This is a genomic window from Dermatophilaceae bacterium Soc4.6, from assembly GCA_039889245.1.
GTDB lineage: Bacteria > Actinomycetota > Actinomycetes > Actinomycetales > Dermatophilaceae > Lapillicoccus.
Map to the genome: position 1 here is coordinate 2,313,010 of JAZGVH010000002.1, position 12,705 is coordinate 2,325,714.

13 protein-coding genes are annotated in these 12,705 nt (G+C 73.7%); 10 read left to right on the forward strand and 3 right to left on the reverse strand.

Annotated features, from left to right (window positions below; translation table 11 throughout):
- Positions 1–65 precede the first annotated feature (65 nt).
- The 6 genes from V3N99_10670 to V3N99_10695 all read left to right on the forward strand — a co-directional run bounded on the left by V3N99_10670 (position 66) and on the right by V3N99_10695 (position 6,075).
- The gene (locus V3N99_10670; GenBank protein MEO3937209.1) at positions 66–1,070 is read left to right on the forward strand and encodes a trypsin-like peptidase domain-containing protein; all 1,005 of its coding nucleotides are present in this window, start codon (positions 66–68) and stop codon (positions 1,068–1,070) included.
- Positions 1,071–1,077: 7 nt separating this feature from the next.
- Positions 1,078–2,244 carry a MoxR family ATPase gene (locus tag V3N99_10675; protein ID MEO3937210.1) on the forward strand — a complete coding sequence of 389 codons (1,167 nt, stop codon included), beginning with the start codon at positions 1,078–1,080 and terminating at the stop codon, positions 2,242–2,244.
- The gene (locus V3N99_10680) at positions 2,223–3,203 is read left to right on the forward strand and encodes a DUF58 domain-containing protein (GenBank protein MEO3937211.1); all 981 of its coding nucleotides are present in this window, start codon (positions 2,223–2,225) and stop codon (positions 3,201–3,203) included. The genes V3N99_10675 and V3N99_10680 overlap by 22 nt, the downstream gene beginning before the upstream one ends.
- Positions 3,200–4,219: a VWA domain-containing protein gene (locus V3N99_10685; GenBank protein ID MEO3937212.1), complete on the forward strand. Its 1,020-nt coding sequence runs from the start codon at positions 3,200–3,202 to the stop codon at positions 4,217–4,219. The genes V3N99_10680 and V3N99_10685 overlap by 4 nt, the downstream gene beginning before the upstream one ends.
- A gap of 1 nt (position 4,220) precedes the next feature.
- On the forward strand, positions 4,221–5,387 hold the full coding sequence (locus tag V3N99_10690; GenBank protein MEO3937213.1) for a VWA domain-containing protein: 1,167 nt from the start codon (positions 4,221–4,223) through the stop codon (positions 5,385–5,387).
- A gap of 163 nt (positions 5,388–5,550) precedes the next feature.
- Entirely contained in the window at positions 5,551–6,075 is a 525-nt protein-coding gene (locus tag V3N99_10695) for a hemerythrin domain-containing protein (protein ID MEO3937214.1), read from the forward strand.
- A gap of 75 nt (positions 6,076–6,150) precedes the next feature.
- Here the strand turns inward: V3N99_10695 and V3N99_10700 are convergent, their stop codons facing one another.
- Positions 6,151–7,617 (reverse strand): FAD-linked oxidase C-terminal domain-containing protein, encoded by a 1,467-nt coding sequence (locus V3N99_10700; GenBank protein ID MEO3937215.1) that lies wholly within the window; start codon positions 7,615–7,617, stop codon positions 6,151–6,153.
- A gap of 129 nt (positions 7,618–7,746) precedes the next feature.
- Here V3N99_10700 and V3N99_10705 point away from each other — a divergent pair, with 129 nt between their 5' ends.
- From V3N99_10705 to V3N99_10720, 4 genes are read left to right on the forward strand one after another with little or no spacing between them, the layout of a single operon-like run.
- Positions 7,747–8,115: a metalloregulator ArsR/SmtB family transcription factor gene (locus V3N99_10705; protein MEO3937216.1), complete on the forward strand. Its 369-nt coding sequence runs from the start codon at positions 7,747–7,749 to the stop codon at positions 8,113–8,115.
- A gap of 1 nt (position 8,116) precedes the next feature.
- On the forward strand, positions 8,117–8,602 hold the full coding sequence (locus tag V3N99_10710; protein MEO3937217.1) for an SRPBCC domain-containing protein: 486 nt from the start codon (positions 8,117–8,119) through the stop codon (positions 8,600–8,602).
- A gap of 57 nt (positions 8,603–8,659) precedes the next feature.
- Positions 8,660–9,439, forward strand: a complete 780-nt coding sequence (locus V3N99_10715; GenBank protein MEO3937218.1) for a hypothetical protein — start codon at positions 8,660–8,662, stop codon at positions 9,437–9,439.
- Positions 9,436–10,230 carry a pentapeptide repeat-containing protein gene (locus V3N99_10720; GenBank protein MEO3937219.1) on the forward strand — a complete coding sequence of 265 codons (795 nt, stop codon included), beginning with the start codon at positions 9,436–9,438 and terminating at the stop codon, positions 10,228–10,230. The genes V3N99_10715 and V3N99_10720 overlap by 4 nt, the downstream gene beginning before the upstream one ends.
- Before the next feature lie 31 nt (positions 10,231–10,261).
- On the opposite strand, the gene V3N99_10725 is transcribed toward V3N99_10720, so the two are convergent.
- Complete coding sequence (locus V3N99_10725; protein MEO3937220.1) at positions 10,262–11,407, reverse strand: acyl-CoA dehydrogenase; 1,146 nt, start codon at positions 11,405–11,407, stop codon at positions 10,262–10,264.
- A 43-nt stretch (positions 11,408–11,450) separates the two neighbouring features.
- On the reverse strand, positions 11,451–12,584 hold the full coding sequence (locus tag V3N99_10730; protein ID MEO3937221.1) for an acyl-CoA dehydrogenase family protein: 1,134 nt from the start codon (positions 12,582–12,584) through the stop codon (positions 11,451–11,453).
- Positions 12,585–12,705 lie beyond the last annotated feature (121 nt).

Here is a 12,705-nt window from a genome sequence, read left to right on the forward strand (position 1 = left end):
GTCGTCAGCCTGTGGACCGGTCACCGCTCCTGCCGATCCACCCGTCCCGAACGTACAGTCGACTGATGGCCAGGCTCCTCGCTCCTCCGCCGCCGCCTCCGGGCGAGCGCGGCGGCGAGGTGCTGCGCCGGACGGCCTCGCCCCTGCCGACCGCCTCCCTGGGCGCGGGTGGGGCCGGAGGGCGCCTGATGCTCCCACCGGCGAACGAGCTGGCGCCGCCCACGCGGGCCGACCGGGGCCGCGGCGCCGCCGCCATCGTGCGACGCCAGGTCGTGGCCGCTCGGGCTCGTGTGCGCGACCTGCGCGACCTGCCGCAGCGGCTCGTCGTCGCCGCCCTCGTGCTGCTCGTCGCCGGCACCGCGACCTGGCTCCTCACCCGCCCGGCGGGACCGGCCCCGCAGACCGCCGCCGACGTCGCGGCCGCGATCCAGGAGGCACAGGCCGCCCAGGCCAAGGCGCAGGCTGCCGCCCCCTCCGACGCCGCGACCGCCTGGGCCACGATCCAGCCGTCGCTCGTGCTGATCAGCGTCACCCTGGCCGGTGGCAGCGGCACCGGGGCGGGCGTCATCGTCAAGGCTGACGGCACCATCCTGACGGCCAACCACGTCGTCGCGGGCGCCCGCACCGTGACCGTGTCCTACACCGACGGCACCCGGACCTCGGCCACGGTCATCGCCGCCCAGCCCGCCGACGACACCGCGACCCTGAGACCGGCCACACTGCCGGAGACGCTCGTCCCCGCCACCCTCGGCGGCGGGCTGCAGGTCGGCGCCCCCGTCTTCGCCGTGGGGCACCCAGTCGGCCTCGCCGACTCGCTGTCGGCCGGGGTCGTCTCGGCCCTGGGCCGCTCCGTCACCGTGCCCGGTGGGCGCACCCTGAAGAACCTCATCCAGACCGATGCCGCCGTCAACCCCGGCAACTCCGGTGGCCCCCTGCTCGACCGCGCCGGTCACGTCGTGGGAATCGTCACCGGTCTGGCCAACCCCCGCGGTGAGGGTGCCTTCGTCGGCATCGGCTTCGCCGTCCCGATCGCGACCGCAGCCGGCCCCGCCGGCAGCCCACCCCAGTGAGGACCTGATGGACACCCCACCCCGCCAGCCGCCGGCCGCCCCGACGCCGACGCCGACCACCACGTCGCACCCGCTCGAGCAGGCGCTCTACCAGGTGAAGAAGACGATCGTCGGGCAGGACGTGCTGCTCGAGCGGATGATGGTCGCCCTGCTCGCCCGCGGTCACCTGCTGGTCGAGGGCGTGCCGGGCCTGGCCAAGACGATGGCGGTCAAGACGCTCGCCGACGCGATCGGGGGGCAGTTCCAGCGCATCCAGTTCACCCCCGACCTCGTGCCCGCCGACCTCGTCGGCACCCGCATCTACAACCAGAAGGAGGGCGAGTTCCAGGTCGCCCTCGGCCCGGTCTTCGCCAACCTGGTGCTCGCCGACGAGATCAACCGTGCCCCCGCCAAGGTGCAGTCGGCGCTGCTCGAGGTCATGCAGGAGCGTCAGGTCACCATCGGCCGCGAGACCTACCCCGCGCCCGACCCGTTCCTGGTGATGGCCACGCAGAACCCCATCGAGTCAGAGGGCACCTACGCCCTGCCCGAGGCGCAGGTCGACCGCTTCATGCTCAAGGTCATCGTCGGGTACCCGACTGCCGCCGAGGAGTTCGTCGTCGTCGAGCGCCAGATCGCACCGCCGACCCCAGCCCGGACGGTGCTCAGCCCCGAGCGGCTGCGGGCCTACCAGCAGGAGGCCGACGCGGTCTATGTCGACCCCTCCATCATCGAGTACGCCGTGCGGCTGGCCACCGCCACCCGCTCACCGGGCGACGTGGGCCGGGGCGACCTCGCCCGCTACCTCACCTTCGGCGCGAGCCCTCGCGCCTCGGTCAACATGGTGCTCGCCGCTCGCGCCCTGGCCTACCTGCGCGGCCGCGACCACGTGATCCCGAGCGACGTGCGCGAGCTGGCCAAGGACGTGCTGCGCCACCGGCTCGTCCTCAGCTACGAGGCGCTCGCCGAGGACCTGTCCCCGGACGAGATCCTCGACCCGATCCTCGCAGCGGTCGCGCCCCCCACCGAGCTGCTCGGCGGGCGCGACGACTCCGCGCCGGGGCAGACCGGTGACCCCGGGGACCCGGGCGGATCCGGCCTGGGTGGCGGCGGTGGCGGCGGTGGCGCCCACACGGGGGGCGGCTCCCTACGACCTGGGTCGGGGGGGTCGCCGTGGACGCGACCGCGTCCCTGACGCCGCAGGCGCTGCTGCACCGGCTCGAGTGGCGCGTCGTGCGTCGGCTCGACGGCCTCCTCCAGGGGGACTACCGCACGCTCTTCCGCGGGGCGGGCATCGACTTCACCGACCTGCGCGAGTACACCCCGGGCGACGACCTGCGCCACGTCGACTGGAACGTCACGGCGCGGATGGACACGCCCTACGTGCGCGAGTACGTCGAGGACCGCGAGGTCACCGCCTGGCTGCTGCTCGACCACTCGGCGTCGATGGGCTTCGGGCCGGTCGACCGGCAGAAGGACCTCGTGCTCGCCGAGACGGCCACGACGCTGGCCCACGTGCTCTCGCGCGGCGGCAACCGGGTGGGCATGATGCTGCTCGGCGACGAGCCCGGGGTGATCGACGAGGTCATCCCGCCCGGCGGTGGCCGCCGGCAGGTGCTGCGGATCGCCGGCGCCCTGCTCGCGCAGCGGGCCGCCCGAGCGGCCGCGACCGACATCCGCGCCACCCAGGCCGACGCCAGGGGTCGACGCACCCGAGCACCCGGTGGTGGCACCGACCTGGGCGCCCTGCTGCGCGCCGGGACGGCGCTCGTCCGCCGCCGCTCCCTGGTCGTGGTCGTCAGCGACTTCATCAGCAGCCCGGGGTGGGAGCGGCCGCTGGCTCAGCTGGCCCAGCGGCACGACGTCGTCGCGATCAGGGTGGTCGACCCCCGTGAGAGCGAGCTGCCCAGCGCCGGCATGGTCTACGTCGAGGACGCCGAGACCGGGGAGCAGATCTTCGTCGACACGTGCGACCCGGCCTTCCGCGCCCGGCTGCTCGAGGCGGCTGCGGCGCGGGACGAGGAGCTGCTCTCGGCCACCCGCGCCGCCGGCGTGACCCTGCACCGGGTGGGCACCGACGAGGACCTGGTGCGGACGCTCGTGCGCATCTGCTCGCTGCGAGCCCGCGCGGCGACCTCGAGGCGGGCCGGATGAGCCTGACCTGGCCGTGGGCCCTCGCGGCCCTGCTCGTGCTGCCCGTGCTGCTGCGCGCCTACCGAGACCGGCTGCGGCGTCAGGCCGGAGCGCGGGCCGAGCTCACCCGTCAGGGTCTGGTGCCTGCCGGCGGTCGCGGTGACCGCTCGCGCCACCTGGCCCCGGCTCTGCTCGGCGCATCGCTCGCCCTGATGCTGCTCGCCCTGGCCCGCCCCGTCGCCGCTGTGGCCGAGCCCCGGCGCGAGGGCACGCTGGTGCTCGCCTTCGACGTCTCGACGTCGATGGCCGCGAAGGACGGGTCCCCGACCCGACTCGACGCCGCCCGGGCGGCGGCCGACGCGTTCGTGGCCAAGCAGCCGGAGGACGTGCGGATCGGGGTGGTCGCCTTCGGTGGCACAGCGGTCGTCACGCAGGCGCCGACCACCGACCGGGGGGCAGTCGCCGCAGCCATCGGCCGGCTTCGGGCCGAGGGCGAGACCGCGGTGGGCCGTGGCATCGTCGCCGCCCTCGGGGCCATCGCCGGCCGGCCCCTGGTGCCCGCCCGCCCGGCCCCGGCTGCCACAGGATCCACGGCGACGTCTGCGCCCGCCCCGGAGACCCTCGACGGGGTCGACATCGGCTACTACGGCGGCACCGCCGTCGTCCTGCTCACCGACGGCGAGAGCACCGTGGGCGTCGACCCCGGCGACGCCGCCCACCTGGCTGCCACCGCCGGGGTGAAGGTCTACCCGATCGGGCTCGGCTCACCGGGAGGCACCACGCTGCAGGCCGACGGCTTCACCCTCGCGACCAGCCTCGACGAGTCCGTGCTCGAGGCGGTCGCCCAGACCACCGGCGGCAGCTACGCCAACGCCCCCGACGCGTCGGCGCTGGCCAGGGTCTTCGACGCCGTGCAGCTGAAGTGGACGACGCGGTCGGTCACCCACGAGGTGACCTCGTGGGTCGCCACCCTCGCGCTGATGCTCCTCGCGCTCGGCGCGGGTGTCTCGGTCCTGCGCACGGGGCGGGTGGTCTGACGTGTTCGCCCAGCCCTGGGTCCTGCCCGTCCTGCTCCTCGTGCCCGGGCTGCTCGCCGCCTACCTGTGGCAGCTGCGGCGACGGCGCCGGGTGAGCGTGGTCTACTCCGACGTCTCGCTCGTCAGGATCGCCGCCGGGCGCACGTCACCGTGGCGGCGACACACCCCCATCGCGCTCGTGCTGGGCAGCCTCGCCCTGCTCGGGCTGGCCGCCGCCCGCCCGCAGGTGCAGGCCAGGGTGCCGGTCTCCGGGGCGTCGGTCATCCTGGCCCTCGACGTCTCGGGGTCGATGTGCGCCACCGACGTCGAGCCCAACCGCCTGACCGCGGCCCAGGCTGCCGTCCGTCGCTTCGTCGAGACCCAGGACGAGGAGACCAAGGTGGGGCTGGTGCTCTTCTCCGGCTTCGCGTCGCTGGTGGTGGCCCCGACCACCGAGCGCGGCGACCTGCTCACCGCCATCGACGGCGCGACGACGGGTCGCGGCACGACCATCGGATCGGCGATCCTCACCTCGATCGACGCGATCAGCGAGCTCGACCCGTCGGTCGCCCCCAGCGACCGCGAGCAGGCCCCGGCACCCGACGGATCCTCGCTCGGCGCCACCGAGCCGGGCGGGACGGGCGGCCCGGGCGGGCCGGGTGCGGCGGGGACGGCGCCGACGGCGGGTGGTGGCAGCGCGGCCACCGCGCCCGAGATCGTGGTCCTGCTCACGGACGGGGCCAACACCCGCGGTGTCACCCCGGCGCAGGCCGCCGCCCAGGCCGCCGCCCGAGGGGTGCGGGTCTACCCCATCGGCTTCGGCACCACCAACCCCACCCAGATGGTGTGCACCGCCGCCCAGGCCGGGGTGGGCGGCTTCACCGGCGGTCTCGGCGGTGGCTTCGGCGGCGGCGGTCGGGCTCGCGACGGCGCGAGCGGGGCGAACGGCGGTCGCAGCTTCCTCGTCGTCGACGAGCCGGCCCTGCAGGAGGTCGCGAAGACGACCGGCGGGGAGTACTTCGCGGCCACCGACGCCGACCAGCTCGCCACGGTGCTCACCGACCTGCCGCAGCACGTCGAGGTGCGCACCCAGGAGGTCGACCTCAGCGTCTGGTTCACCGTCGGGGCGGCGGCCCTGCTGGTGCTCGGTCTCGGGCTATCGCTGCGGTGGGCCTCACCGCTCGGCTGACCCTGCTGGCCTCTGCGCAGACACCGCGTCCGCGCGGATGCGCGGTTCCCCGAGAGGTAACGTGAGCCGGTGCGCCGGGTGCTGATTCGGCGGGCGGGTCGCAGGGTAGAGGGCGGACAGGGCGGCTGATGCCGCCATCACTTCACCGGAAGGTCAGCGCGTCATGGACATCACCCAGGTCATCCTCCACCAGCACATGGAACAGCGGCGCATGTTCGCGATGCTCGAGGAGTGGCCCCGTGACGACCTCGACGGCCTGGCTGCGCTGTGGCGCCGCCTCGCGATCCTGCTCGAGACCCACGCAGCGGCCGAGGAGCGGTTCTTCTACCCCGAGCTGCTGGCCCGCGGCGAGGGTGGCGGGGACGCCGACTCCGTCGAGGAGGAGACCACCGACGCCGTCAAGGACCACAACGAGATCCGTGACGGTATCCGCTCGGTCGCGGCCGCCCCGACCGGTAGCGACGAGTGGTGGGCGGCCGTCACCGAGACCAACGTCGCCAACTCCGACCACATGGCCGAGGAGGAGCGTCAGGACCTCACCGACTTCCGGCGACACGCGAGCCTCCAGCTGCGGCACGACCTGGCGGTCACCTTCCTGCGCTTCGAGGCGATGACGGCCGCCGAGGGCGTGGAGCCGACGAACAAGGACCCGCAGGCCTGGGTCGCCGAGCACTCCGCCAGTCGCTGAGCGCAGCCGGCCCGGGCCGCGACCGGCTCGGGCCGCGACCGGCCCGGACCACGACCGGCTCAGACCACGACCGGCTCAGAGGACCTTGCCGGGGTTGAAGATGCCGAGCGGGTCGAGGCGGTCCTTGATCGCCCGCTGCACCGCCAGGTCGAGCGGGTCGAGCTCGCGCCGCAGGCCGGCCATCTTGAGCAGCCCGACGCCGTGCTCCCCCGTCACGGTGCCACCGAGGGCGAGCGCCGCGTCGATGATGTCGTCGAACGCGAGCTGGGCCGCGGCCCGAGCCGCCTCGTCGCCGACGGGCGTGACCATGAGCGGGTGCAGGTTGCCGTCGCCGGCGTGGGCGATGGTGCCGATCGTGATGCCGTGACGCTGCGAGATCTCTCCCAGCTGGCCGAGCATCGCCGGCAGCGCCGAGCGGGGCACGCAGACGTCCTCGGTCAGCAGCGGCCCGAGCCGCTCGAGCGCCGGGTAGGCGAGCCGCCGGGCCGCGAACAGCAGCTCGGCCTCGGCGGCGTCGGTGGAGACGGCAGCGAAGAGGGGCTGCGCCGTCTCGAAGGCCGCGACCACGGCGGCGGCCTCGACGGACCCGGCCTCGCCGGGGGTGTCGACCCGAGCCAGGAGCAGGGCCGCGGCCTCCGACTGGAGGCCGAGGTGCTTCCACTCCTCGACCGCCACGAGGGTGTCGTGGTCGATGAGCTCGAACGCCGAGGGCGTCAGCCCCCGCCGGGTCACCTCGGCCACCGCACGACCGGCGGCGACCAGGGAGTCGAAGGCGCCGACGACCGTGTGCGGCGTGCCGGTGAGTGCCGGTCGCAGCCGCAGCGTCACCTCGGTCACGACCCCGAGCGTGCCCTCCGACCCGACCATCAGAGCGGTGAGGTCGTAGCCGGCGACCCCCTTCGCCGTCCGACGGCCCATGCGCACGGTGTTGCCGTAGCCCGCGGGGCCGCCCATCACGGCCTTCAGGCCGAGCACGTAGTCGCGCGTGACGCCGTACTTCACGCAGCACAGACCACCAGCGTTGGTGGCGACGTTGCCGCCGATGGTCGACCACGGAGCACTGGCCGGATCGGGCGGATACCACAGGCCGTGCTCCCGGACGGCGGCCTTGAGGTCGTCGTTGACGACGCCGGGCTCGACGACGCAGATGAGGTCGTCGGCGTCGATCTCCGTGATGGCGTCCATGGTCGACAGGTCGAGCACGAGGCAGCCGTCGACGGCGTTGGCCCCGCCCGAGAGGCCGGTGCCGGCCCCTCTCGGCACGACCGGCACCCCCAGGTCAGCACACACGCGGACGGCGTGCTCGACCTCGGTCCCGGTGCGCGCTCGCAGCGCCACGGCGGCGGTGCCGACCGCCGCCCACTCGGCCTCGTCGTGCGACAGGCTCGCCACGACATCGGCGTCGGTCACCAGGCGCTCGGCCGGGATGCTGCGGCCGAAAGCCTCCAGCAGGGTCTCGCGCGTGGTCCGCGACCCTGCGTGCGCGGCAGCGTGGGCCGGGTCGGAGTGGGGCGCGGCGTGGGGCGCGGACGTCGTCGTCATGCCTCACACCGTACGTCGACCTCGGCGCGGTCGGCCTGCTGGCCGGGCGATCCCGCGTTGGGCGAGCAGGTTCACACGTGACCCGGTGAGCGTTGACAACATACAACTGACTGGTTGTATATTATCGGTGTGATCGACGGCGACGACGACAGGGCTGATGCCCTGTTCCAGGCCCTCGCCGACCGCACCCGGCGCGACATCCTGCGCCGGGTGCTGGCGGGGGAGCACTCGGTGAGCACGCTGGCGGCTTCATATGACATGAGCTTTGCCGCCGTGCAGAAGCACGTCGCCGTGCTCGAGCGGGCCGGCCTGCTCACCAAGCGACGTCAGGGCCGTGAGCAGCTCGCCCGCGGCGACGTCGAGGCGGTGCGCTCGGTGGGCGCGCTCCTCACCGAGCTCGAGACCGTATGGAGGGGTCGCGTCGCCCGCATCGACGACCTCCTCGCACTCACCACCCCCGCCGAATCCCGCTCTGCTCCAAGCGAACCAGGAGAATGACATGCCCGTCCACACCGCCACCCACGACCTCGACGCCCTCACCATCACCTTCACCGCCGACTTCGCCGCCCCGCTGGAGCGGGTGTGGCAGGTCTACACCGACCCGCGCCTGATCGAGAAGTGGTTCGGGCCGCCGACCTACCCCGCGACCTTCGTCCACCACGACCTGCGCGTCGGCGGACGGGTCACCTACTTCATGACCGGGCCGCAGGGGCAGAAGCACGGTGGGTGGTGGGAGTTCACCGCTATCGAGCCGCAGAGCCTGCTCTCCTTCGACGACGGTTTCGCTGACGACGACCTGCAGCCGGTGGCGTCGATGCCGGTGTCGCACAACGACTACCGGTTCTCCGGGGCCGGCGGGGCGACGACGGTCGTGACGGTCAGCACCTACGAGTCGGCCGAGGGCCTGCAGAAGGTGCTCGAGATGGGCGTCATCGAGGGTGCGACCTCGGCGATCAACCAGATCGACGCACTGCTCGCGAGCTGACGGGTGGGGGTCGGCAAACGGCTTGCCTGCGCCGCCGCCGCGTGGTCGGCTGATGCCATGGACCTCCTCGCCGCCCGCGCGGCCTACGACGAGCACCTGCGACGCAACCCGGCCGCCGCGCCGGGGGAGGTCGTGGAGAAGGACGCCGGCGTCGTGCGGATGCTGTGGGAGGGCGGCTGGGCCGGGGTGCTGTGGTCCGACCTGGGCGGGCTCACCTCCGACGAGGTGGACGAGGCCGTGGCCGCTGAGGTGGCGCGCTTCGCCCCCCGGAGCACGCCGTGGGAGTGGAAGTGGCACGCCTACGACGAGCCGGCCGACCTGCCCGACCGGCTCGTCGCGGCCGGCCTGACCCGGGGCGAGGACGAGGCGCTCATGGTGGCCGAGCTGGCCGAGCTCGACCTCGACGTGCGGCTGCCCGCGGGCGTGCGGCTGGAGCCGGTGACCGACGACGTGGGGGTCGGGCGGCTCGTGGTCGTGCACGACGCGGTCTTCGGCGGCGACCACAGCGGCATCGGGCGGCACGTGGCCTCCGGCATCGCCGGTGACCCGCCCACCTGCGCCGCCGTCGTCGCGATGGCCGGGGACGAGCCGGTCTCGTCGGGTCGCGTCGAGCTGCACCACGGCACGCCCTTCGCGAGCATCTGGGGTGGCGGGACGGTGGCGGCCTGGCGCGGGCAGGGAGTCTTCCGGGCGCTCGTCGCGCAGCGGGCCGGCGTCGCCGCGGATCGCGGCTTCCGCTACCTGCAGGTCGACGCCTCGCCGCAGAGCCGCCCGATCCTCGAGCGGCTCGGCTTCGTGCAGCTGACCCTCACCGTGCCGTTCACGGGGGGCGCGTGAGCTCGACACCGGAGACGCGGTCGGACTGCTCGCGCTGCGTCGGGCTGTGCTGCGTCGCACTGCCGTTCGCCCGCTCAGCCGACTTCGCCGTCGACAAGCCCGCCGGGATGCCGTGCCGTCATCTCGGGCTCGACCACGGCTGCGGGATCCACGCGTCGCTCCCGCAGGAGGGATACCGCGGGTGCACCGTCTTCGAGTGCTTCGGGGCCGGTCAGCAGGTCTCGCAGGTGACCTTCCGCGGGATGTCGTGGCGGGAGTCGCCGTCGCTGGCCGCCTCGATGTTTGCCGTCTTCCCGGTCATGCAGGCACTGCACGAGGTGCTGCGCCACCTGCAGGAGGCTTCGGGCTGGCCGCTGTCGACGAGGCTGGCCGGGCGGGTCGCGGCGCTCTTGGACGAGGTCGTCGCCCGGACGGGCGACGGGCCAGACCTGTTGTTGGCGCTCGACCTCGGCGAGCTGCGGTCCCGCGTCGGGCCGGTGCTGGGGGCGGCGAGCGGCGAGGTGCGGGGCGGGGCTCCCTACCAGCCGGACGGGCGGTTGCAGGCGCGGGCCGACCTCGTCGGCGCTGACCTGCAGGGGGTCGACGGGCGCGGAGCCGACCTGCGTGGTGCCCTGCTCATCGGGGCCGACCTGCGGGGCGCGAGGCTGGGCGCCGCCGACCTACTGGGCACGGACCTGCGTGGGGCAGACCTGAGGGGGGCCGACCTGAGGGGCGCCCTGTTCCTCACCCAGCCCCAGCTGCAGGCCGCCACGACCGACGCCACCACCCGCACCGGCCCCCGCACGCCGTGACGCCGGCACCCGACACGACGTGACGGGTGGGTCAGGCCAACGGGTCCAGGGCGTCGTAGCCCGCCACACCGTCGGCCAGGGCGCCGGCGGCGAAGGTGCCGTCACCGAAGAGGTGGTCGATCGCGGTCAGGCGGGAGGTGTAGCTGCCGACGGCGTACTCGGCCGTCATGCCGATGCCACCGTGCAGCTGGATCGCCTCCTGGCCGATGTGGCGCGATGCCCGGCTGACCATGAGGGTCGAGCGGCGGGCCGCGGCCGAGATGGCGGCGGGGTCGCCGGCCTCGAGCACCATGGTCGCCCACTGCACGACACTCGTGGCGAGCTCGAGCGAGACGTACATGTCGGCGGCCCGGAAGGTCAGCGCCTGGAAGGTGTTGAGGGTGACGCCGAACTGCTTGCGGCTCTTGAGGTAGTCGGTCGTCATGGTGAGGGCGACCTCCATGATGCCGATCGCCTCGTTGGCCACGAGGATGCGCGCGGTGTCGAGCGCGGTCGCCAGCGCGGCGGTGCGGTTGACCCCGGCCTCGCCGAGGGGGGTCGCCCGCGCGGCGGTGAGGGTGATGCGCGCGGCGCGGCCGCCCTCGAAGGTCGGGTGCCCCTCGCGCTGCACTCCCTCGGCGTCACCCTCGACGAGGAACAGGCCCGTGCCGCCCTCGGGCAGCACGGCCGACACGACGAGCAGGTCGGCTCGGGCGCCCTGGACCACCGGCGCCTTCACGCCGTCGACGGTCCACGAGTCGCCGTCCTGGCTGGCCTTGACGTCACTGGCCGACGGCTTCCACCGGCGGCCCGGCTCCTCGTGGGCGACGGCGACGAGCCGTTCCCCAGCGGAGATCGCGCCGAGCACCTCGGCGCGCTGCTCGGGCGTCCCGACCGCGGCGACCAGTGACCCGGCGAGGCCGACGGTCACGGCATACGGCTCGGGGGCGATGACCCGGCCGATCTCCTGGGCCACCACAGAGGTCTCGATCCAGCCGGCGCCGGCGCCGCCGTCCTCCTCGGCGAAGGGCAGGCTGAGGGCGCCGAGCTCGGCGAGCCGACCCCACAGCTCCTCGCTGTAGCCGGGCTCGGCCTTGGTCGCCTGACGGCGCTTCTCGAAGTCGCTGTAGCTCTTGGTCAGCAGGCCGCGGACGGCGTCGCGCAGGGCGTCCTGCTCGTCGGTGTAGGTGAAGTCCATGTCTCTTCTCGCAGGTCTCGGGGGGTCTGAGGGCGGTCGCGGGTCAGAGCCCGAGGATGGTCTTGGCGATGATCTGGCGCTGCACCTCGTTGGAGCCGCCGTAGATCGAGGCCTTGCGCATGTTGAGGTAGGCCGGCGTGGCGCGCGACTCCCAGCCGTCGCCGTTGAGCACGCCGGGGCCGGCGACGTCGACGAGCAGCTCGGTGACCGCCTGCTGGATCTCGGTGCCCTTGAGCTTGAGCACCGACGAGGCCGGGTGCGGGGCGCCGTTGTGAGAGTTGGCCACGACCCGCAGGGCGGTGAGCTCGAGCGCGAGCAGCTGGTTCTCCAGCTCGGCGATGCGGGCGGCGTAGAGCGGGTCGGAGAGCAGCCCGCTCTCGGTGGCCAGGCGCTTGGCCCGGGCGAGGCTGCGCTTGGTCGAGCCCACGGGGGCGACGCCGACGCGCTCGTTGCCGAGGAGGAACTTCGCGATGGTCCAGCCCTGGTTGACCTCGCCGACGAGCATGTCGCCGGGCACGCGCACGTCGGTGAACCAGACCTCGTTGACCTCGTGGCCGCCGTCGATGAGCTCGATGGGGCGCACCTCGACGCCGGGCAGCGTCATGTCGATGAGCAGCATCGAGATGCCGGCCTGCTTCTTGACGTCGGGGTCGGTGCGCACGAGGGTGAAGATCCAGTCGGCGTGCTGCCCGAGCGTGGTCCAGGTCTTCTGACCGGTGACGATCCAGTCGTCGCCGTCCTTGACCGCCCGGGTGCGCAGCGACGCCAGGTCGGAGCCGGCATCGGGCTCGGAGAAGCCCTGGCTCCACCAGATGTCGAGGCTCGCCGTGGCGGGCAGGAAGCGCTCCTTGAGCTCCTGGCTGCCGAACTGCGCGAGCACCGGGCCGATCATCGAGGCGTTGAAGGCGAGCGGCGGCGGCACCGCGGCAGCCATCATCTCCTCGTTCCAGATGTGGCGCTGCAGGTCGCTCCAGGCCTGCCCGCCCCACTCGACCGGCCAGTGCGGCACGGCGTAGCCGGCGTCGTTGAGGGTGCGCTGCGCCTCCACGATCTGCTCCTTGGTGAGCTCACGTCCCTCCGCCACCGCGTCGCGGATCTCCGGCGACACCTTCGTGGTGAAGAACTCGCGCATCTGCGTGCGGAACTCCTGGTCCTGCTCGGACAGCTCCAGCTGCATCGACTCGTCGCCTTCCGTCGTCTCGCGGTACGGCGTCTCGCGGCGCCGCGTTGCCCTGCTGACGCCGCCCCACCGCCCGGGCGGGGCGCGCATCCCCTCCATCATCGCCTGTCGACGTACT